Below are 20,911 nucleotides of genomic sequence, written 5' to 3'. Positions count from 1 at the left end.
TTTGGGATCAAGGAGCGAGCCTATTTGGGTTGCGATTTGCGTGCCACGTTCTGTGGCGGAAGCAGAGTGATTTCTGACTGCAAGTCGGGTTTTAGCTCACACAAATCTAACAGTGGCTGCAAAGGACCAAGCCGACCAGTCAAATCTTCTAAATCCGCTGCGAATACCTTTGATGGGCTGATTTCAGAGCGCACTTTCGAAACGATAGCGTTAAAATTGTTGGCTTCTGCGTAGCGATGAGTGAAATCTTGCAGCGAAAGCTCGATGGCTCTGTTTTTTGTCAGTTGCCCGTAGCAGCTCTCATGCCATCCTTCGCGCCGAGTTGAAAAGTAAACGGAAAGGTTTGGTTCAGCATCATAAACAACGCGGAGCATGTTTTTGATTGCGCCAACCAGAGGAACAGCCGCCGCGTATGTCGATACGCCATGCCGCCCAACGAGATAGCCTGAGAAATCTTCAGAAGACATCAGCAGGCAGCGGTCGTCTTTCTCATCCAACGTCATCAGAAGTTCACAGACCCGCATTTCGAAAATAGACAGATCAACTGGATCCAGCGAACTTGAATAAGCCTGAGCGGCAATTCGAACTGGTTTTAGCCTTTTGCGATCCAGGTATTCGATATGCGGTGCAATCAGGTCGTTGTGCTGTTCAAGCGTCTTTTGGACTGTTGTCGTTGCAGTCTTATGGAACCCTGCATGAACAACGAATTTGCGCATGGCCACGTTTTCTAAACCTAATCAAACAAACCATCAGGCGGGTCAGCAATAATACGACCCCCGTTAAGATCGACAGTTGGCACAGCTGCGCGTGTGAAGGGCAGGAGCACGGTGTTTTTCAGGCCGGGTCCGTGGATTTCCAGCAGATCATCCGCGCCGTTGTTTTGCACGGATTTCACGTTGCCCAGAACCGTGCCGCCAGTATCCCGGACCTCAAGTCCAATCAGGTCGGTGTGGTAGAACTCATCTTCGGGCAGCTCCGGTAAACGGTCCCGTGGCGCAAACAGCTGCGTGCCACGCAATGCATCAGCATCTTCTTTGGTAATCACGCCTGACAGGCGGGCCGCGAGGCCATTTTTGATCGAGCGCGTGACAACAACATCAAACTCACGGCTGCCGTCTTCGGTAGAGAGCGGCGCATAGTCTGCAATCGCTTCTGCCTCTGCGGTGAAGCTTTTCAGGCGCACTTCGCCTTTCACACCAAAGGCGCCACCGATTGCGCCGACACAGATCAATTCCGACATCGTGTTTCCAATTCTTGGGTGCTGTTGCCACTCAGGTGGCGAGTTTGTCGCGTATTACAGTGGGAGGCGCAAGGGTTAGCGCTTTTCAATCGGCAGCTGCCTGCGACGGTCTTCCCAGCCCAATTGTTCAAGTTCTGGCGTCTTGGACACGTCTTCTGGCCATCCCACGCAAAGGTAGGCTACCAGGGACCAGTCCGCAGGAACGTTTAGGTCTTTGTTCAATTGCACCGGATCAAGAATTGAGACCCAGCCTACCCCAAGCCCGCGTGCTCTGGTGGTCAGCCAAAAGAGGTTGATGGCTCCGACCACTGAATACCGGCGCATCTCCGGCATGGTTTTCGCACCAAGACCTGAGCCTTTGTCGGTCGCCTCATCGCAGTAAATCGCCAGTTGCACAGGTGCATCAGACATGCCTGACAACTTCAAGCCAGCATATGTCTTGGCCTTGTCGCTGCCATATCCGGCAAGCGCTTCGGCGTTGGCGGTTTTGAAATTTTCATAGGCGGCTTGGCGAGCGGTATCAGACTCGACACGCACAACACGCCAGGGTTCTGACAGGCCCACAGATGGGGCGAGCAGGAAGGCGTCGAGGCACTCCGTCAGAAGTGCCTCGTCCACCGGATCGGTGCGGAAACGGCGCACGTCGCGCCGCCACCGTAGAAGACGGGTCAATTCGGATTGAAAGTCTTTTGGGAAAGACTGCATCCGTGAGCCCCTTCTTCTTATTCTTCAGCCGCTGCTTCTTCTGCAGGAGCCGCTGCGGCCTCTGCAGCTTCAGCCGCTTTTGCTGCTTTTTCTTCAGCGCGGTCTTTGGCTTTTTGGCCTGGTTCCGCTTTCTTAGGGTTGTTGCGCTCGGTTTTCGCGTTCACGCCAGCTGCTTCCAGGAAGCGAGCAACACGGTCAGTGACCTGTGCGCCTTGGCCAACCCAGTATTCGATGCGCTCAAGGTTCATCTTTACACGCTCTTCGCTGTCTTTTGGCAGCAGCGGGTTGTATGTGCCCAGCTTCTCGATGAAGCGGCCGTCACGTGGCATGCGGGAATCCGCTGCGACGATGCGGTAGAATGGACGTTTTTTAGAGCCGCCGCGGGCCAAACGAATTTTCATTGCCATGGTGAGTTTCTCCTATAATGGCGTGAGCAGAGCCTCGGCTCTGTTATTCCTGGTGTTTCTTGTGATGTCGGATGACTTCCTGAATGATGAAATTCAGGAAAGCCTTGGCAAAATCGGGGTCCAGGTGGGCCCGGTCTGCCAGATCTTCTAGGCGTGCGATCTGCGCGGCTTCGCGGCTTGGATCGGACGGGGGAAGGTCGTGTTCTGCTTTCAGTTCACCCACGGCTTGAGTGTGCTTAAAGCGCTCACCCAGCGTGTAGACGAGGATCGCATCAAGACGGTCAATGCTATCGCGGTGTTCCTTCAAAAGTTCCGCGGCGCGGGCGACTGCGTCGGTCATTTGGACGTCTCCGTCTGTGGTGCAGGGCATGGATGGCGGTAGATCAGGCAAGGCTGGTCTGGTTTTGGTTGTTGAGCGTTGGGGTCATAGACCGCGCCAAGACGTTCCGCCAATGCGATGGAACGTGTATTTTCTTCTGCGATATAGCTGACGGCGGTGTCCCAACCAAGTTCAGTGAAGGCATGGTTCACAGCCGCTTGTGCGGCTTCAAATGCGTAGCCTTTGCCTTCAGAACCTTCAAACATCAGCCAGCCGATCTCGGTTTCGGGCCAATCAATAGGGCACCATGGGCCGATAAGGCCAATAATTTGATCGCTTTCTTTCGTGGTCACTGCCCACATGCCGAAACCAAGCAGATCCCAATGGCCGACCTCTGCAGCGAATTGGCGCCAGGCTTTGCCTTCTGTATATGGCCCGCCGACATGAGCTGCGCGCTCAGACAGGAAAAACGCCACGACCGTATCAACGTCGCGTGCCGCTGGCTTGCGGAGGATCAGACGATCCGTAGTTATGGTGGGCGATTGGATCACTTACTTCTTCTTCCCAAAACCAGAGAGGCCCGGAGGCAATGCGCCCCCGCCAAGACCCGGCAAACCGCCCGGCATACCTTTACCAAGGCCACCAGCACCTAGTTGTTTCGCCGCAGCTTCGAGTGCTTTCGGATCCATGGAAGATGGGTCCATACCCGCTGGCATATCTGGCATACCGCCTTTGCCGAACATGCCCTTCATGGCCTGTTTCAGCATGCCGCCTTTGCCCATTTTGCCCATCTTCTTCATCATGTCCGCCATCTGGCGCTGCATCTTCAGAAGTTTGTTGAGGTCAGACACTTCAAGACCTGCACCTTTGGCGATCCTCTTCTTGCGGGACGCCTGCAGGATTTGCGGGTTGGCGCGTTCCATTTTGGTCATCGATTGAATCAGCGCGATCTGCTGCTTCAGGATTTTATCATCCATGCCTGCGGCTTGCGCTTGCTTGGCCATTTTGCCCATGCCGGGCATCATGCCCATGACGCCCTCCATGCCGCCCATCTTGATCATCTGTTCAAGCTGCATCTTCAGGTCGTTCATGTTGAAGCGACCCTTCTGGAAGCGCTTCATCATCTTCTCGGCTTGTTCAGCCTCGATGGTTTCCTGCGCCTTCTCAACCAGAGCAACGATGTCGCCCATGCCAAGAATGCGGCCTGCGATCCGGTCTGGCTCGAAGGTTTCCAGCGCGTCCATCTTTTCGCCAAGACCGACGAACTTGATGGGTTTGCCGGTGACTGCACGCATCGACAGTGCTGCACCGCCACGGCCGTCACCGTCCATACGGGTCAGCACCACGCCGGAAATGCCGATCTTGCCGTCGAATTCTTCGGCGACCTCAACAGCAACCTGACCTGTCAGACCGTCAACCACCAGAAGCGTTTCACGTGGGTTCACCGCGTCGCGAACGTCCTCGACCTCTTGCATGAGGGTCTCGTCGATCTGCAAACGACCGGCAGTGTCGAGCATGTAGACGTCATAACCGCCCAAAGTCGCTTGTTGCTTCGCACGTTTGGCGATCTGAACGGCGGATTCACCGGCTACGATTGGCAGGGTATCAACGCCGATCTGTTGACCTAGGATTTCAAGCTGTTGCATCGCGGCTGGACGGTAGATGTCCAAAGATGCCATCAGAACGCGCTTGCCGTTCTTTTCAGTCAAGCGCTTTGCGAGCTTACCGGTGGTAGTGGTTTTACCAGAACCCTGCAGACCGACCATCAGGATCGGTGCGGGGGCGTTGTCGATTTTCAACTCGCCGGGATTATCGTCATCACCTGCCAGAACATGTTGCAGCTCGTCATGGACGATTTTCACGACTTGTTGGCCCGGGGTCACGGATTTAGTGACGGCTTGGCCGGTCGCCTTTTCCTGAACTGCTTTGACGAAATCACGGGCGACAGGCAGAGATACGTCGGCTTCAAGCAAAGCCACACGCACTTCGCGTAGAGCAGTTTTGACGTCCTCGTCAGACAGCGCACCTTGTTTCGTCAGCCGGTCAAAGACACCGGAAAGGCGTTCGCTTAAATTCTCAAACATCTTTATCGGCTCCTTATAACCGTTTCGACATGGACCGAAGATAGGTACGATCCGACCAATTCCCAAAGCAAATACACGAAGGCCCCCGTGGGCGAAACTCGCTGACGGGGGGCGATCCTGGCCATATGCCTAGGACCGGAAGTTTTGACAGACTCCCGGAATTGCTGCGCGGATACAGCCGCTGGTGTTAAGAGTCAAGCAAGGGAGGAGCGTTATGTCCGTCATCAAGTGGATAAAACACAAGTGTGCTGTGCCTCTCTGCATCTCAGCCGCGATACTGTTCGGCGCTGCCCAGGCGCAAGAAAAGACCCAAGCCCGTAGCTACGTGTTGGTTCATGGTGCCTGGGTTGGAGAGTGGTATTGGGATGATCTGGTTGACGGTTTACAAGCAGCCGGTCATCGCGCGGTTGCGGTGACCTTAACCGGCCACGGACTCAGGTCCGACGAAGGTGGTGCGCATGTTTCGATTGATCACCACGCGAAAGACATCGTTGAAGCTGTCCAGTATAACGCTCTGAAAGACGTTATACTTGTTGGACATAGCTATGGTGGTCGTCCAATCACCGGTGCATGGGATAGTTTGCGCCAATCCATATCTCATGTGGTTTATGTCGAAGCTGTAGCACCCGTGAATGACAGCGAAATCGCGATCCCGCAAGATGCGCGGTCACTACAGTATGTTGTACATAGATATCCCGCTTGGGTAGAGAGCGGGATGATTCCTGTTCCTCTTCATCTGAAACAATCTCATAAACAAACCCTGGCACCTCAATCGATCTTATCTGTGTATGGAGAAGTAGTTCTGCGAAATGGCCGCTTGCCAGCGACACCAGGAACTTATGTCTATGCACAGGAAAGCCAGGCTAAGATTTTTCGCAGCTATGGCAAGCATTTGAAGGAATGGCGCGGCTGGGATATGCAAGTTATTCCCGGAGGGCACAGCCTTTCGGATGAAGGTTTTTCGGCACTATTGGACATCTTGCTGTCTATCGCGTCGGATGACTGAAATGAAATTCAACCGAATTTTCTCGAAAGCTTTCGGTTAACGCGAAGTTAAAATTACATCTACCTTTGGTTGATTTTTAACCTGACTCTGCATTTAACCTTAGCTAACGCACGTTTGGTTTTCCAGCGGCGGTACCAGTCAGGGGCGAGGGCTGAGAATACATGAAGCTACGTGGCAAGTATTTATGGGCTGCCAATTACCTCGGAGCGGGGGCAATAGTTTGCTGTTTGGCGGCTGCTTTATGGATATTGTACGAGCGGGAAGCTCGAGTTTTTGAACGAGACAAACTTCGTGCTTCGGTGCAGGCTGAAATAGATTTGATCGCTCAAAGCGTCGAAAGCTCGATCACGAGGAACTCGAATGCGCTGGATGCGTTGGCGACCTATGTGTCGTTAGAACCAGATATCGACCGTGCCAAATTCGAAGCCTACGCACGTCGATCTTTCATGCGAAATTCAGAGTTCAAACTCGTCGCGCTTGCGCCAGATCTCATCGTTTCAAATGTCTTTCCACTTGAGGGCAATCAGGCCGTCGTCGGATTAGATTACAGGACCATCCCAGCACAACTCGCTGCAGTGAACAAAGCTGTGGCAGCTGATGAGGTTATCATTGCGGGGCCGGTGGACCTTGTTCAGGGCGGTCAGGCGCTTATTGCTCGGAAGTCGGTTTCAACGTCTGACTTTGGGTCTTTCGGTCCGCGTCTTTGGGGGATCGTCTCGCTTGTCTTGGACATCGACATGATATTGGACAGTGCCGGGGTAAATGAAGTCACTTTCAATATAGCGCTACGCGGGAAAGACGGGCTCGGAAGCGGCGGGGGGATGATCCGCGGAGAACCAGCAGTCTTTGCAAATGATCCTGTCGGGGTCACCGTCGCGCTTCCACATGGTAGTTGGTTCATCGCAGGGGTGCCGCAAGGTGGTTGGGAACTTCCAGCGTCCACTTTCTTTGAGGCTCGGCTTGGATTTGCGTTGAGTGCGGTCCTCGCAGTCATCATTATCTGGAGCGTCATGCGTCTTGTGCAATTACGCTGGCGTGCCGATGCGCGTCTCTCGGCGGCAATCGACAGCATCGACGACGGATTTGCTTATTACGACAGCGATGACCGGCTGGTCATCTGCAACGCGAAATACAAAGAAATCTACAGCATTTCTGCAGAAGCCATGCGCCCTGGTGCGAAGTTTGAAGATATTATTCAATTCGGCATTGCACATGGCCAATATCCCGAAGCCATAGGACGTGAAAAAGAATTCTTCCAAGAGCGTATGCGAGCGCATAGATCCGGTGATATCGATATAGAGCAGAAACTAGGTAATGGCCGCTGGCTGAAGATTTCTGAATCCAGAACGCCCGATGGTGGCAAGGTCGGTTTCCGTGTCGATATCACCGAGTTGAAGAACGCCATGGAAGCTGCTGAACAAGCCAATCTGGCTAAGTCAGAGTTCCTGGACGTGATGAGCCACGAATTGCGCACACCGCTAACAGTTGTACTAGGCGGTACGCCATTCCTGTGTAAGCCGGAATTATTGCCGGCTGCGACCAAGCTGTTCAACTCGCTTGAAGCCAAGGGTGAAGAAGCTGAAGACATCAAGGTGGAAGTCGAAGCCCTGCTTGGTTCGTTGAAATCATTGGCGGGGAAAGTGGAGCGCTCAGCGAAGCATCTTCTGACACTGATCAACGATGTTTTGGACTTTTCCAAAATTGAGGCTGGCCGCATGGACATCGTTGAGAAGCCAGTCAATGTTGGGTCTTTGATCAGTGACCTTGTTGACGAGTATTCTCTTAAAGCGGATGCGAAGTCACTTTATTTAGAAAGTGATGTTGGCGAGATTTATGTAGAAGCGGATGACTTAAGACTGCGGCAGGTCCTCATAAACATCATTGGAAATGCGCTAAAGTTCACAGATGAAGGTGGTGTTAGTATTTCTGCCGACGATCGAGGTGCCATGGTGAAAATCATCATTTCTGACACCGGATGTGGGATTCAATCGGATCGTTTGGACGCCGTGTTCAACAAGTTTAGTCAAGTGGACAGCAGTTCCAGCCGTAAGGCCGGAGGCACGGGGCTTGGAATGGCGATTTCCAAAAAGATCGTGGAAATGCACGGTGGTGAGATTTCGGTCGATAGTACGTATGGCGAAGGCAGTACATTCAGCTTCACATTACCTCGCGCCGAAGCGGGCTCTTTGAAGGAGGGCGCTGGTGATATGGTCGCCATCAGTGCCTGAGTTCTCTGCGAGGAGACCCCGAAGAGAACTAAAGCAGCTGGTTCGCAGCTTAAGCCGCTTCGCTGATCAGATGGTCTTTGTTCAAGAAAGTCACATCCGTAATCCCCAAGAAGCCCAAAGCGAACTTCAGATAAGGGGTGGCAAAGTCATAGTCAGAACCAATCGCAGTGCCGCCGCTCGCGACAGCTACAATCACTTTCTTCCCTTCCAGCAGGCCTTCAGGTCCGTTTTCACCATATTTGAAGGTCACGCCAGCGCGGGCAATCTGGTCAATCCATGCTTTCAACACGGCAGGGATGCTGAAGTTATAAATCGGAGTGCCGATCACAACGGTATCTGCAATTTGGATTTCCTCCACCAGCGTGTCGGATAGTTTAAGCGCATCCAATTGTGCATCGCTCCGATTTTCAGGTGGTGTGAATGTCCCGATCGCCCAATCTTCGTTCAGAAATGGGAGGCCCTCGCTGAGGTCACGGTGAATAACGCTGTCCGCATTCTGCTCTTCGACAACCTGAGCAGAGAGCTTGCGTGAAAGAGAATCTTGGTGACGGGCAGAGGCATCGATATGCAGGATAGTCTTGGTCATTTTCTTATTCCTTGAGTTTGGCTTTGCCCTAGAATTGGTTATTGCAAATATGAACTCAATATTCCAAAATGCACTTCAGATGTTGAAAAATGAACAATTCAGATATTCCGATTTAGAGGGACCTAATGGACAATTGGGATGAGATCAGAACTGCATATCAGGTCGCGCGTCTAGGAACCGTGAGCGGGGCCGCGGATGTGCTTGGGGTGCATCATGCGACTGTTATCCGACATATTGATGCGCTGGAAAACCGTTTGGGTGTCAAACTCTTTCAGAGGCATGCGCGCGGATATACCCCCACAGAGGCTGGCCAAGACTTGATGCGCGTTGGACAGGCAACAGACGATCAATTCGGCCAGCTTGAAGGTCGCATCAAGGGCCGCGGAAATGATGTCACAGGGGAGTTGGTTGTGACTTCCTTGGCAACAATGTCTCGACTTGTGACGCCGATATTGGTCGAGTTTCAGGATCGCCACCCAGATCTCTTAATCCGCTATCTGACCGACGACCGGGTCTTCCGCCTCGAATATGGCGAGGCACATGTCGCGATCCGGGCAGGAGCTGCGCCGCAAGAGCCCGACAATGTGGTCCAGCCTCTGGTCACTATGGATGTTGGGCTTTTTGCGACGAAGGATTATGTGGCGGAATTTGGTAAACCGAATAACCTTGAAGAGTTCCAGCATCACAAGTTTGTTGGGGCTGACAATGAAAAGAGCCGCGCGCCTTTTTATCGGTGGCTGAATTCAATTATTCCTCGTGAAAATGTGACCTTTCGGGGCACTGACGCCAATGCAATCGAGCAAGCGATCCTAAGCGGAGCGGGTATCGGATTCCTACCAAGATGGTTTTCCCATGAGGTGGACAACCTCGTAGAGGTTTGGCCTGCACAGCAAGACTGGCATGGCGCGGTTTGGTTGGTCACACATGTCGATTTGCATCGAACGGTGAAAGTCCAGGCTTTCCTGAAGTTCCTGAAGGAACGCGCTAAGGATTGGCACTGCGAAACGGTGGAAGCGAAGTGACTTAGGGTTGTTTGGATTCAGGCCCGTCTAGCTCTGTTTCCAGAAACCTCTCGAATGCATCGAGATTTACAGGTTCAAATTGTCCAAACCCTTGCATCCAGACGCTGGCATCCTTTAGGGCGTCTGGCTCCAGCTTGCACCATTTCACACGCCCGCGCTTTTCTTGGCTGATCAAACCTGCGTTGGCGAGGATCATCAGATGTTTAGAAATGGCTGCCAGTGACATGTCAAAGGGTTCAGCGACATCCGTAACGGCCATATCATCCTCCAGCAACATTGTCAGAATGCTGCGGCGTGTGGCGTCGGCAAGGGCGGCGAATTTGATGTCGAGATCGCTCATTTCAGCCGATCCTACAGAGCCGAAACATCAAGTTAAAGCCATTACGCCCATCAAGTCGCAAGCTTCGGGTCGACAGATGACCGATTGTTTGCATATTGAAGCTCTGATTTTACCAGTGAGGCCAATATGCCAATGCGTTATTGGGCCGCCATTCTGCTCCTGGCAGCGGGATGGGGTTCTTCCTTCTTTTTTAATGAAATCCTGCTGAGAGAGCTGGGCCCGTTGATGGTGGGGCTAGGTCGCGTTGGCTTTGGCGCGCTTGGTTGCTGGATTTGGCTGTTAGGAATGAAGGCCGCAAAGGGTTCAGCGCTAGGCTTCGGCGGAGTTAGCCTTGTGGTCTTAGTGCTGTTCAGCGCGTTTCAATATGCGATCCCTTTGACGGTTTACCCGCTGACGCAGCAATACATTACCTCTTCGGCGGCAGGTATTGTGAATGCGATGACGCCAATCATGGTAGTTATTGTTAGCCATCTTTGGCCACAGGGTGAAAAGATGACCCTGCTCAAAAGCATTGGTGTTCTGTTTGGATTCTTCGGCATTGTTTTACTCGCGTTGCCCGCTTTGCAGGGGCAGGGAGAGTCTGATCCAATGGCTTTATTTGCAACCATGATCGCACCGCTCTGCTATGCGATCGCATTGAACCTAATCCGCTGGCTTGATCAAATGGACCGCGTGCTTCTCACGACGTGGTCACTGACAATTGCTACCGTCATGCTTGCGCCCCTCGCTGTTGGGGCAGAGGGAATGCCCGTGATAAAAACAGCAGAAACTTGGTATGCGCTGTTTATGATCGGGTTTGTTCTGACCTCGGCAGCATTCATTTTGTTATTTTGGCTTATCCCAAAAGTTGGCGGTACGACGGCCTCCACGATCACCTTCATCGCACCTGTCGCTTCGGTTGTCCTTGGTGTGTTGATCCTGAACGAAATTCTTGTGCCAATCCAATATGGGGGAGTGGCTGTAATCTTCGTTGGAATGCTGTTTGTGGACGGTCGAATTTTCAAGCGACGGGATATTCAACCAAATAGTTGAATACACAGTATTTGCCGGATTGACCGAATTAGCGCTTCAACAGTGAATAAATTCGCTGCTAATGTTGCTGCATTTTTCATTTTAAAACAATTATTTAAGTAGAGTGAGGGGAGGGGGAAGACTCACGTTGACTCAGGGCCTTCACCCGCATAGCAATGCGCCCAAGTTCAACCGGTGGGAATGCGCGTGACCGATCCTGAAGACAAAGAGCGCCTAAGGCAGCTTGAGGAACGGATCGAGGCGGTCAAAAAGACCCAGGCACCCAAGGACCACATGGAGGAACACTATTCTCAGGCACAGCTGGCCTGGCGGATGGTGATTGAGCTTGTTGCCGGTCTTCTGATCGGATTTGGAGTTGGGTTGGGGCTAGACGCCCTATTCGGTACGAAGCCGATTTTCCTAATTCTGTTTATATTTTTGGGTTTTGCCGCCGGGGTCAATGTGATGATCCGCAGCGCGAAGGAAATCCAGGCGAAACAATTGGCCGAGCAAGATGCATCGGCTGAGACAGACGAGAGGGACTAGACGTGGCAGACAAGGCACACGGCGCAGAAGAGGGTGGTCTGGTATTCCACCCGATGGACCAGTTCATCGTGAAACCACTGTTTGGTGGCGACACAATCGGAATGTTCACCATCACGAACGTGACTCTCTGGATGGCGCTGGCAGTTGTTGCTGTTGTTGCGCTGATGGTTTTCGGCACATCTAGCCGCAAAATCGTACCGGGCCGCGGTCAGTCCATCGCGGAACTGGCTTATGGTTTCATCTACAAAATGGTTGAAGACGTTGCAGGCAAAGATGCTGTGAAGTTCTTCCCATATATCATGACGCTCTTCATGTTCATCGTCTTCGCCAACTTCCTTGGCCTCTTGCCGATGTCCTTCACAACCACTTCGCACTTTGCTGTGACCGTTGTTCTGGCGCTGCTGGTGTTCCTGACAGTAACCATCGTTGGTTTCGTCAAGAACGGTCTGGGCTTCCTGGGCCTCTTCTGGGTGTCCTCTGCGCCGCTGCCGCTGCGCCCAATTCTGGCGATCATCGAACTGATCTCTTACTTCGTGCGCCCTGTTAGCCACTCCATTCGTCTGGCGGGCAACGTTATGGCGGGTCACGCGGTTATCAAAGTTTTTGCAGGCTTCGCAGCCATCGCCGTGGTTTCCCCGGTGTCAGTTGTTGCGATCACTGCAATGTACGGTCTTGAGGTCCTGGTGGCCTTCATCCAGGCCTACGTCTTCACCATTCTGACTTGTGTTTACCTGAAGGACGCTCTGCATCCATCGCACTAAGTATGCGCCGGGCAGACGCCCGGCCTACGCAAGTCGAACACTCACACCTAATTCCACACTTCCAACGTAAGGAGAATTCACCATGGAAGGTCAACTCGCACACATCGGCGCAGGTCTCGCAGCTATCGGTTCCGGCGCAGCCGCTATCGGTGTTGGTAACGTTGCAGGTAACTACCTGGCAGGCGCACTGCGCAACCCATCCGCAGCAGCATCCCAAACAGCGACACTGTTCATCGGTATCGCGTTCGCAGAAGCACTGGGCATCTTCGCATTCCTCGTTGCACTTCTGCTGATGTTCGCCGTCTAATCCAGCGGAACCATCCTTACGTGCGGGTGGGCGTGCTTTGACGCCCCACCCGTAATCAAACGGAAGTTCCCAGGAGGACGTTATGGCGACTGAAACACACGCCGCCGAGGTTGCGTCTGCACCCGGCATGCCACAGCTGGATTTCTCGAACTGGGGCAACCAGATTTTCTGGCTCTTGGTCACACTTGTTGTGATCTATTTCGTCCTGTCGCGCATCGCGCTGCCGCGCATTGCTGCGGTTCTGGCCGAGCGTCAGGGGACCATTACAAATGACATCGCCGCGGCTGAAGAGCTGAAGGCGAAAGCTGCTGAAGCGGAAGAGGCCTATAACAAGGCGCTCGTAGATGCTCGTGCTGAAGCACAGCGCATCGTTGCTGAAGCAAAAGCTGAAATTCAGGCCGACCTGGATGCAGCAACCGCGAAAGCGGACGCAGAGATTTCTGCCAAGGCAGCTGAATCGGAGAAGGCAATTGCCGAAATCCGCGCAGGTGCAGTGGACAGCATCCGCGAAGTTGCAGCCGACACGGCAAATGAGATCGTATCCGCACTGGGCGGCAAGGCTGACGCCAAAGCTGTCACTGCTGCGGTTGAAGCACGGATGAAAGGGTAAGAGACATGCGTAAACTGGCTACTCTTCTTGCCCTGACCGCCGCGACACCTGCATTCGCAGCGTCTGGCCCGTTCTTCTCTCTGGCAAACACCGACTTCGTTGTTTTGCTTGCTTTCATCCTGTTCATTCTTGTTCTGATCAAGTTCAAAGTGCCGGGCATGCTGGCGGGTATGCTGGACAAACGTGCCGAAGGCATCCAGTCCGAGCTCGACGAAGCGCGCGCTCTTCGTGAAGAAGCTCAGACCATTCTGGCCTCTTACGAGCGTAAGCAGAAAGAAGTTCAGGAACAGGCGGAACGCATCGTTGCGCAAGCAAAGACCGATGCTGAAGCAGCGGCTGAGCAAGCGAAAGAAGATCTGAAAACCTCCATCGCACGCCGTCTGGCCGCAGCGGAAGATCAGATTGAATCTGCGCAGGCATCTGCTGTGAAAGAAGTTCGCGACCAAGCAATCGTGATAGCAGTTGGCGCTGCCAACGAAGTGATCGCGAAAGGCATGACTGCTGCTGACGGCAACAAGCTGATCGACGCGGCCATCGCAGAGGTCGACGCGAAGCTGCACTAAGCTGAGCAACAATCGAATTCAAAAGAACCCGGTCCAAGTGGCCGGGTTCTTTTGTCTTTAGCGGGCTTGTTCGTGTTCGAGCCGTTGTCGGGCCACAACCTCATTACGAAGAGACTTGCTATGATCGGCGAGAGACTGCTCTACAAAAGATAAGTGATCCTCGACGGCTTTGCGTGCTGCTTTGGCATCACGTTCCTGAAGCGCGTCGTTGATACGCCTATGCTGATCCAGAAGCTCAGAGCGCGTTGTTCGGTGCTTGAAGAGCATGGTGCGGTTGTAGAACACGCCCTCACGCAGGAGATCATACATCGAGCGCATCATATGTAGCATGATGACGTTGTGGCTGGCTTCAATGATGGCGAGGTGGAATTCCGCATCCAAATGCGCTTCGTCTGAGGGGTTCCTCTTGGGATGGGCTGCTTCCATCTTCTTGAACACGGAATCGATCACCTGCAAGTCAGTGTCCGAGGCATAAGTTGCAGCGCGTTCCGCTGCCAAGCCTTCCATGTCTTTCCGGAAAGACACGTAATCAAACACCGCATCCTCGTGTGCCGCAAAGAGATTGACCAATGCCGGTGCAAAGGCATTACCCAATACATCTGCCACAAAAACGCCTGCGCCAGCTTTGGCTTCAAGAAGTCCACGCTCTTGCAGCTCGGCAATTGCCTCTCTCAGGCTTGGGCGAGACACGCCAAGTTTGTCGGATAGCTCACGTTCAGCCGGGAGTCTTTCACCTGGGCGGAGTACGCCGCGTAGGATCAAAAGTTCGATCTGTTTAACAACTGAAGTCGACAGTTTCTCGGGGGTGACTTTTTGAAAAGGCATGGCGTCTCGGAAAAATTTGGTCAGTTCATTTGACCACGATGGCACTGCACCTGCAAGTGACGTTGCGTGTTACACTGCATTTACGGCAGAAAGGTTGACATTAATTAGGTCTGCTTTACTGTCCTATTGTCGAGCTTGCAGGGAGAGGATTCGATGGACTTTGAGAGTGTATTCGCTAGCCGCACATCGCGGATGAAGGCCTCTGAAATCAGAGAGCTGTTGAAACTCTTGGACCGACCGGGTCTGATTTCTTTTGCTGGCGGCATCCCGGATGCCTCCTATTTCCCGGCAAAGCAATTCGGGGCTGCTTATCAAGAGGCACTTACTGCCGAAACTGCGGGGACTGCGCTGCAGTATTCAATCAGCGAGGGCTATACGCCTCTGCGACGCTGGTTGGCGAAAGAGATGGCCAAATTAGGTGTGACCTGCACCGAAGATAATATCATGATTACCTCAGGCTCTCAGCAGGCGCTCGACTACCTTGGCAAGATGCTCCTATCCCCAGGTGACACGGCCCTCATCAACTGGCCGACCTACCTTGGTGCTCTGGGTGCGTTTAACGCTTATGAGCCGCGTTATGACAAGCTCACTGTGAATGGTAATCGCTCCGCTGCTGATATCTCTGCAGCGGCACAAGCTGAGGGCGGCCGTGTGAAATTTGCCTACCTCTCTGCAGATTTTGCCAACCCAACGGGTGAAACCGTGGATCGCCGTGGTCGCGAAAACCTGATCGACATGGCCGAAGAGTTGGAGTGTGTCATCATCGAAGACGCAGCCTATCAATCCCTGCGCTATGACGGCGAAGTTGTGCCGCCCATTCTGGCGCTTGAAATTGAACGCAAGGGCAGCATTGAAGAATGCAGGACCATCTATTGTGGCAGTTTCTCAAAAACTCTTTCGCCGGGTCTCCGGATCGGTTGGATCTGCGCAGCACAGCCTTTGGTTTCACAAATGGTTTTGCTAAAACAAGCCGGAGATTTGCATGTTTCAACTGTAAACCAAATGGCGATCAGTAAAGTTGCTGAAACCCATTTCGATACCCATGTTTCCACACTTCACAAAGTGTACTCAGAGCGTCGCGATGCGATGTTGCAGGCACTGGAAGAGATGATGCCAAAGGGTGTGCAATGGACGAAACCTGAAGGCGGCATGTTTGTCTGGTTAACGCTCCCGGCACACATCGATGCCTCCGAGTTGTTCAAAGTCGCATTAGAAACTGAAAATGTGGCCTTTGTCCCTGGTCACGCGTTCTTTGCGGATGGCTCCGGCAAGAACACTATGCGTCTGAGCTTCTCTTGTGCTGATGCTGAGACCATTCGCGAAGGCGTCCGCCGCCTGAGCAAGGTGGTGCAAGAAGCTCTCTAAGGCATTAAGAACAAATTAAGTAAAATTCGGCAGAGAAGATATATGCGGTATCTTCTCTGTTTTCTTTTTGCGGTGTTGCTTTCAGCTTGTGACTCTCCGTTTCCTGCTTTCCGCGGGGCAGATGTGTCTCGTCACGACATTTCGGGAAATAGTTTCTCCGTTTACATCAGAGGCGAGAATGCGCAGGCCGTTCGGACCAATTTTGCAAAGCGACCTGATATTCGCGTTATATCTCTTCAGGCTGAGATGGCGATTGAAACAGCCAGCGGGTGCAACCTTGTCGAAATCTACGGCGACGTTGCACTTCTTACCGGTGTGCTGGATTGCTCAAGGCCCGTCAGCAAAAGCGAACGAGCAAAGTGGGTTCAGCCACCAAGAAGAGGGTTGACCTGTCTGGGAGAAAGCACCCCATCGCGTTGGGGCGATTGGCGAGATGTGACGCTCGATTGTTTCTGACGTTAAAGCGTCTTGGTCATGAAGATCGAAGATTTGCTTTCTTCATAGTCTCCGAACGGACCGCATTCCGCGAAACCATGACGCGCATAAAGCCTGTGGGCAGCCTTTAGAAGATCGCCGGTTTCTAGCTTCATTGCTTTAAGGTTTTGCTCTTTAGCATCTGCAATCAGCTGATCCATCAATGCATCCGCAAGACCTGTGCCACGAGCGTCGGCATCCACGAACATGGATTTGATCTCACCGTAGTCACCTTTGTTGGCGAGTGCAGCACAGCCAAGGATTTTTCCGTAAGCGCGCGCGACGAAAAAATGGATCTCCGGCACGCAAAGCGCGTCAATTTCCAGATAATGATTGTCTTCAGGATCAAAGAGTTCCTGCATCAAGGCATGGCTCTGCTGCAGCAAAGCAGTTGCTTCTGGATCGTGTGGATCGCCTCTTGTCACATTGATTTCTGCCATTTGCCCCTCGTTTCATGCCCGCCCCGACTGTGTCGCAGGGAATGCCCTTACAGTCCAGTTTCCGTTTCCGAGCGGCAAGAGTTGGCGCAATATCTTGTGGATAACTCCGCCAAACACCCCATATTCGGGGGAAAACCGTTGACTTGTGGGGGGTAGTCTTCGCAGAATCATAGCTAAGGAATCAAAGGAAGCTGCCATTTGCGCTTTTCCAAACTGAGATTGACGGGCTTTAAGAGCTTTGTGGATCCCACTGACCTGATCATTGCCGATGGGCTGACAGGGGTCGTGGGGCCAAATGGCTGTGGCAAGTCAAATCTATTAGAAGCGCTACGCTGGGTGATGGGTGAGAACCGTCCGACTGCAATGCGCGGGGGCGGCATGGAAGATGTGATCTTCGCAGGTGCCGCCACCAGACCGGCACGCAACTTTGCCGAAGTTGCTTTGCAGATCGACAATGGCGAACGTCTGGCACCTGCGGGTTTCAACGATGATGACAATCTTGAAATCACCCGCCGGATCACGCGCGATGTTGGATCGGCCTATAAGGTAAATACCAAGGATGTGCGGGCGCGGGATGTGCAGATGCTTTTCGCAGATGCCTCGACCGGTGCCCATTCTCCTGCGCTTGTGCGGCAGGGTCAGATTGCTGAGTTGATCAATTCCAAACCCAAGGCGCGCCGCCGCATCTTGGAAGAAGCTGCGGGTATCTCGGGTCTCTATCAGCGTCGCCATGAGGCAGAGCTGAAGCTCAAAAATGCCGAGTCAAATCTGACCCGCGTGGATGATGTGATTGAGCAATTGGCGAGCCAGCTGTCCAGCCTCGCGCGGCAAGCACGTCAGGCCGCGCGATATAAAGCCATTGGTGCTGAGCTGCGCCAATCCGAAGGTATGCTTCTCTATCGTCGGTGGCGTGAGGCCGAAGAAGCGCGGGCCAAGGCTAATGACGATCTGAAATCCAGAACCGTTGCTGCAGCGAAAGCGGAAGCGGCTGCGCGCGCAGCGGCGAAAGCACGTGAAGCACAGGATGAAAAGCTGCCTCCACTCCGTGAGGAAGAGGCAGTCGCCGCAGCGATCTTGCAGCGCCTGCAAGTGCAGAGAGATAGTCTGAAAGATCAGGAAGATCACGCGCGCCAGATCATCGTGACGCTGACCAACCGGATCGAACAGCTTGGCAAAGACATAGAACGTGAAAGCGGTCTGAACCGCGACGCGGGCGAGACCATTCAACAGCTTGAGTGGGAACAGAGGGAACTGGCCAAAGCTGCGGAAGGGCACGAAGATCGCCTTGAAGAGGCCGCTGTTGCGTCTCGTGAGGCAGCGTCCCTGCTTCAGGATCGTGAAAGCGATCTGTCTGAGCTAACCGAAGATGTGGCGCGTTTGGCGGCCCGCCACCAGTCAGCGCAACGTTTACTGACGGACACTCAACGGCAGCAGGAAAAAAGCGAGCAAGAAGCAGAGAAAGCGCGTCAGGCGGTTGAAGCCAGCAAGGCGGCCTTGGCGAAGTCCGAGCAAGATTTCACAGCTGCACAAGATGCCGAGGCTGTTGCCGTAAAGCAGGCCGCTGATGTTGAAGAGGCACTGACGCTGGCTGAAGAAGCCCGCGCTGAAACGCAATCCCGCGAAGCAGATGCCCGTGCTGAACGGTCTGAGGCCGAAGGCGAGCTGAATGCGCTACGGGCAGAAGTGACAGCTCTTGCGAAGCTGGTCGAAAGAGACACTGCGGAAGGTGGGCAAATCCTTGATCGTCTGCAGGTTCAGCAAGGTTTTGAGAAAGCATTGGGTGCTGCGCTCGCCGATGATCTTCGCGCGCCCGAAGTAGATGAGGATGGCCCATCAGGCTGGCACGTTTTGCCAGCTTATGATGAGAACCAAGCCTTGCCAGAAGGTGTTACTTCACTCGTGCAGCACGTTTCTGTGCCTGAGGTACTTGAACGCCGGATGAGCCAAATCGGTCTTGTTGCCACGGAAGATGCTCTGGCGATCCAACCACAACTGAAGCCAGGCCAGCGTTTGGTTTCCCTCGAAGGTGACCTTTGGCGCTGGGATGGCTATCGGGCTTGGGCTGAAGATGCACCGAGTGCGGCGGCTTTGCGCCTCCAGCAACTCAATCGTTTGGAAGAGCTGAAACAAGAAATGGCGCGTGCGACTGCGCGCGCTGATGGTGCTGTCCAAGCGCACGAAGCCCTGCAAGCGCGTTTGGTAGAGCTGTCAGACGCAGATCGTCGCGCACGCGATGCGCGGAAGGTGGCGGACCGGGCTGTGGCTGATGCCGCCCGCGCTTTAAGCCGCGCCGAGGCCGATCGCAATTTGGCGGAAGGCAAGCTTGAATCGCTGGGCGATGCCGTGCGTCGCCATGAAGACGAGGCCATGGAATCTCGTGGTCGTCTGCAAGAAGCCGAACGCGCGATGCAGGAGCTGGGCGATTTGGATGCTGCCCGCGCTAAGGTTGAAGACATCAAAATGACTGTCGAAGCCGCTCGGATCACCATGATGTCCAAACGCTCTGCGCATGATGAATTGCGCCGCGAGGGCGAAGCGAGGCTTGGTCGCAGTCAACAAGTCACCAAAGAGATTTCTGGGTGGAAACACCGTCTGGAAACCGCGGAAAAGCGCAGTGGCGAGCTGGCGGAGCGGAAAGCAAGCTCTGAGCAAGAGCTCGGCGAAGCGCAGCTCGCGCCAGATGAAATCGGTGCAAAACGCGAAGAACTGACCTCTTCTATCGACACCTCTGAAGCGCGGTGTCGAGAGGCTTCGGATGCTTTGGTTTCAGCTGAATCAGCGCTTAGGGATTGCGAAAAGGCAGAACGTGAAGCAGAGCGTGCGGCTTCTGAAGCGCGCGAAGCGCGCGCGCGTGCAGAGGCGCTTACGGATGCGGCCAAGGAAACTGTGGCCTCGGCAGCAGAACGCATTCGCGATGAAATGGATTTGACGCCAGAGGCTCTCTTGGAAAGCCTAGAGGTGTCTCCTGATGACATGCCAGCTAGCCACACTATTGAAGCGGATGTGAACCGCTTGAAGCGCCAGCGCGATGCCTTGGGTGCTGTTAACTTGCGTGCAGAGGAAGACAGCCGCGAAGTGCAGGAAGAGCACGCAACGCTGGTGACCGAGAAACAGGATCTTGAGGAAGCCATCCGCACATTGCGCTCGGGCATCGCAAGCCTGAACTCTGAGGGCCGTGAGCGTCTGCTGACCGCGTTTGAGCAGGTGAACAGCAACTTCTCGATGCTATTCAAACATCTCTTTGGTGGTGGTGAAGCGAACCTCGTTCTTGTCGAGAGCGACGATCCGCTGGATGCGGGCCTTGAGATCATGTGTCAGCCACCAGGTAAGAAACTCTCTACGCTCTCCCTGCTCTCTGGTGGGGAGCAAACATTGACGGCCATGGCCTTAATCTTCGCGGTCTTCCTGGCGAACCCAGCACCGATTTGTGTTCTGGACGAAGTTGACGCGCCGCTGGATGACGCCAACGTGACGCGCTTCTGTGATCTTTTGGACGAGATGTGCCGGCAGACCGACACACGTTTCCTGATCATCACCCACCACGCGGTAACAATGGCGCGGATGGATCGCCTGTTTGGCGTGACCATGCAGGAACAGGGTGTCAGCCAGCTTGTAAGCGTCGATCTGAAAGCGGCAGAGGTTTTGGTGGCTTGATCACCCGAACGTGACGCGACAACTCCGTTTCAGCCTTTAATCTGGTTGCAAAAGGGAGCTGAGATGTTTCGAACTTTATTTGCACTGATGGTTATCGCCAATCCTGCGATGGCACAGAGTTGGAATGATCGGTCTGGTGATATCGCCTTGAGCAATGCAGATCTAGAAGACCGGATTGTTGGGCAATCGATCACCTTCTACGACAACGGTCTGAGCCAATATGCTGACGATGGCAGCTACTCCTACACCTACGACGGAGGGGGCACGGCTTATGGTGAATATGAGTTGAAAGATGATGGCGTTGTCTGCGTCGACTTCGCAAATGGGTTCACGAGATGTGACCGCTTTGTCTTTGCAGGAGACCGATTGGTATTACAGACCGAAAAGGGCGAACGCTTTCCGGTCCGCTAATAGCGTT

23 protein-coding genes and 2 pseudogenes are annotated in these 20,911 nt (G+C 53.7%); 13 read left to right on the top strand and 12 right to left on the bottom strand.

Annotated features, from left to right (window positions below; all coding sequences use genetic code 11):
• Positions 1-20 precede the first annotated feature (20 nt).
• The 7 genes from M0D42_RS13005 to ffh all read right to left on the bottom strand — a co-directional run bounded on the left by M0D42_RS13005 (position 21) and on the right by ffh (position 4,755).
• Positions 21-716, bottom strand: a complete 696-nt coding sequence (locus M0D42_RS13005) for a hypothetical protein (RefSeq protein ID WP_265019038.1) — start codon at positions 714-716, stop codon at positions 21-23.
• A gap of 17 nt (positions 717-733) precedes the next feature.
• On the bottom strand, positions 734-1,240 hold the full coding sequence (gene rimM / locus M0D42_RS13000; RefSeq protein ID WP_265019037.1) for a ribosome maturation factor RimM: 507 nt from the start codon (positions 1,238-1,240) through the stop codon (positions 734-736).
• A gap of 75 nt (positions 1,241-1,315) precedes the next feature.
• Positions 1,316-1,945 (bottom strand): 5,6-dimethylbenzimidazole synthase, encoded by a 630-nt coding sequence (gene bluB / locus M0D42_RS12995; RefSeq protein ID WP_265019036.1) that lies wholly within the window; start codon positions 1,943-1,945, stop codon positions 1,316-1,318.
• Between the two features lie 17 nt (positions 1,946-1,962).
• Positions 1,963-2,352, bottom strand: coding sequence for a 30S ribosomal protein S16 (gene rpsP / locus M0D42_RS12990; RefSeq protein ID WP_265019035.1), 390 nt, complete (start codon positions 2,350-2,352; stop codon positions 1,963-1,965).
• A 43-nt stretch (positions 2,353-2,395) separates the two neighbouring features.
• Positions 2,396-2,692: a chorismate mutase gene (locus M0D42_RS12985; protein WP_265019034.1), complete on the bottom strand. Its 297-nt coding sequence runs from the start codon at positions 2,690-2,692 to the stop codon at positions 2,396-2,398.
• Entirely contained in the window at positions 2,689-3,222 is a 534-nt protein-coding gene (locus M0D42_RS12980; RefSeq protein ID WP_265019033.1) for a GNAT family N-acetyltransferase, read from the bottom strand. The genes M0D42_RS12985 and M0D42_RS12980 overlap by 4 nt, the downstream gene beginning before the upstream one ends.
• Positions 3,223-4,755 (bottom strand): signal recognition particle protein, encoded by a 1,533-nt coding sequence (gene ffh, locus M0D42_RS12975; RefSeq protein WP_265019032.1) that lies wholly within the window; start codon positions 4,753-4,755, stop codon positions 3,223-3,225.
• 214 nt (positions 4,756-4,969) lie between these two features.
• Here ffh and M0D42_RS12970 point away from each other — a divergent pair, with 214 nt between their 5' ends.
• Both M0D42_RS12970 and M0D42_RS12965 read left to right on the top strand, forming a co-directional pair.
• The gene (locus tag M0D42_RS12970) at positions 4,970-5,761 is read left to right on the top strand and encodes an alpha/beta hydrolase (RefSeq protein ID WP_265019031.1); all 792 of its coding nucleotides are present in this window, start codon (positions 4,970-4,972) and stop codon (positions 5,759-5,761) included.
• Positions 5,762-6,078: 317 nt separating this feature from the next.
• The gene (locus tag M0D42_RS12965; protein ID WP_265019030.1) at positions 6,079-7,989 is read left to right on the top strand and encodes an ATP-binding protein; all 1,911 of its coding nucleotides are present in this window, start codon (positions 6,079-6,081) and stop codon (positions 7,987-7,989) included.
• 49 nt (positions 7,990-8,038) lie between these two features.
• Here the strand turns inward: M0D42_RS12965 and M0D42_RS12960 are convergent, their stop codons facing one another.
• Positions 8,039-8,575, bottom strand: coding sequence for an FMN-dependent NADH-azoreductase (locus M0D42_RS12960; RefSeq protein WP_265019029.1), 537 nt, complete (start codon positions 8,573-8,575; stop codon positions 8,039-8,041).
• A gap of 125 nt (positions 8,576-8,700) precedes the next feature.
• Here M0D42_RS12960 and M0D42_RS12955 point away from each other — a divergent pair, with 125 nt between their 5' ends.
• Positions 8,701-9,597 (top strand): LysR family transcriptional regulator, encoded by an 897-nt coding sequence (locus M0D42_RS12955; protein WP_265019028.1) that lies wholly within the window; start codon positions 8,701-8,703, stop codon positions 9,595-9,597.
• 1 nt (position 9,598) lies between these two features.
• On the opposite strand, the gene M0D42_RS12950 is transcribed toward M0D42_RS12955, so the two are convergent.
• Positions 9,599-9,937, bottom strand: a complete 339-nt coding sequence (locus tag M0D42_RS12950; RefSeq protein WP_265019027.1) for an ArsR/SmtB family transcription factor — start codon at positions 9,935-9,937, stop codon at positions 9,599-9,601.
• A gap of 126 nt (positions 9,938-10,063) precedes the next feature.
• Here M0D42_RS12950 and M0D42_RS12945 point away from each other — a divergent pair, with 126 nt between their 5' ends.
• The 6 genes from M0D42_RS12945 to M0D42_RS12920 all read left to right on the top strand — a co-directional run bounded on the left by M0D42_RS12945 (position 10,064) and on the right by M0D42_RS12920 (position 13,735).
• Positions 10,064-10,969 carry a DMT family transporter gene (locus tag M0D42_RS12945; protein ID WP_265019026.1) on the top strand — a complete coding sequence of 302 codons (906 nt, stop codon included), beginning with the start codon at positions 10,064-10,066 and terminating at the stop codon, positions 10,967-10,969.
• A gap of 186 nt (positions 10,970-11,155) precedes the next feature.
• Positions 11,156-11,494: an AtpZ/AtpI family protein gene (locus M0D42_RS12940; protein WP_265019025.1), complete on the top strand. Its 339-nt coding sequence runs from the start codon at positions 11,156-11,158 to the stop codon at positions 11,492-11,494.
• A gap of 53 nt (positions 11,495-11,547) precedes the next feature.
• Entirely contained in the window at positions 11,548-12,255 is a 708-nt protein-coding gene (locus M0D42_RS12935; protein ID WP_265021154.1) for a F0F1 ATP synthase subunit A, read from the top strand.
• A gap of 82 nt (positions 12,256-12,337) precedes the next feature.
• Positions 12,338-12,562, top strand: a complete 225-nt coding sequence (locus tag M0D42_RS12930; RefSeq protein ID WP_058316207.1) for a F0F1 ATP synthase subunit C — start codon at positions 12,338-12,340, stop codon at positions 12,560-12,562.
• Positions 12,563-12,644: 82 nt separating this feature from the next.
• Positions 12,645-13,172 carry a F0F1 ATP synthase subunit B' gene (locus tag M0D42_RS12925; protein ID WP_265019024.1) on the top strand — a complete coding sequence of 176 codons (528 nt, stop codon included), beginning with the start codon at positions 12,645-12,647 and terminating at the stop codon, positions 13,170-13,172.
• A 5-nt stretch (positions 13,173-13,177) separates the two neighbouring features.
• Entirely contained in the window at positions 13,178-13,735 is a 558-nt protein-coding gene (locus M0D42_RS12920; protein ID WP_265019023.1) for a F0F1 ATP synthase subunit B, read from the top strand.
• Positions 13,736-13,792: 57 nt separating this feature from the next.
• On the opposite strand, the pseudogene M0D42_RS16065 reads toward M0D42_RS12920, so the two are convergent.
• Positions 13,793-14,245 (bottom strand): annotated as a pseudogene (locus tag M0D42_RS16065) (FadR/GntR family transcriptional regulator); the annotation flags it as partial.
• Between the two features lie 105 nt (positions 14,246-14,350).
• Positions 14,351-14,560, bottom strand: a pseudogene (locus M0D42_RS16060) (GntR family transcriptional regulator); the annotation flags it as partial.
• A 153-nt stretch (positions 14,561-14,713) separates the two neighbouring features.
• On the opposite strand from M0D42_RS16060, the gene M0D42_RS12910 reads away from it, so the two are divergent.
• Positions 14,714-15,925 (top strand): PLP-dependent aminotransferase family protein, encoded by a 1,212-nt coding sequence (locus M0D42_RS12910; protein WP_265019021.1) that lies wholly within the window; start codon positions 14,714-14,716, stop codon positions 15,923-15,925.
• A 42-nt stretch (positions 15,926-15,967) separates the two neighbouring features.
• A complete protein-coding gene (locus tag M0D42_RS12905) occupies positions 15,968-16,381 on the top strand; it encodes a hypothetical protein (protein ID WP_265019020.1) in 414 nt (137 codons plus the stop codon).
• A 2-nt stretch (positions 16,382-16,383) separates the two neighbouring features.
• Here the strand turns inward: M0D42_RS12905 and M0D42_RS12900 are convergent, their stop codons facing one another.
• Positions 16,384-16,839, bottom strand: a complete 456-nt coding sequence (locus tag M0D42_RS12900; protein ID WP_265019019.1) for a GNAT family N-acetyltransferase — start codon at positions 16,837-16,839, stop codon at positions 16,384-16,386.
• 198 nt (positions 16,840-17,037) lie between these two features.
• Here M0D42_RS12900 and smc point away from each other — a divergent pair, with 198 nt between their 5' ends.
• Both smc and M0D42_RS12890 read left to right on the top strand, forming a co-directional pair.
• On the top strand, positions 17,038-20,493 hold the full coding sequence (gene smc / locus M0D42_RS12895; protein ID WP_265019018.1) for a chromosome segregation protein SMC: 3,456 nt from the start codon (positions 17,038-17,040) through the stop codon (positions 20,491-20,493).
• Positions 20,494-20,556: 63 nt separating this feature from the next.
• Complete coding sequence (locus M0D42_RS12890) at positions 20,557-20,904, top strand: hypothetical protein (RefSeq protein WP_265019017.1); 348 nt, start codon at positions 20,557-20,559, stop codon at positions 20,902-20,904.
• Positions 20,905-20,911: the final 7 nt, after the last annotated feature.

The organism is Cognatishimia activa (genome assembly GCF_026016445.1).
GTDB classification, from domain to species: domain Bacteria; phylum Pseudomonadota; class Alphaproteobacteria; order Rhodobacterales; family Rhodobacteraceae; genus Cognatishimia; species Cognatishimia activa_B.
The sequence above is the reverse complement of the archived record's forward strand: the minus strand, read 5'-3'. Positions and strand labels throughout refer to the sequence as shown.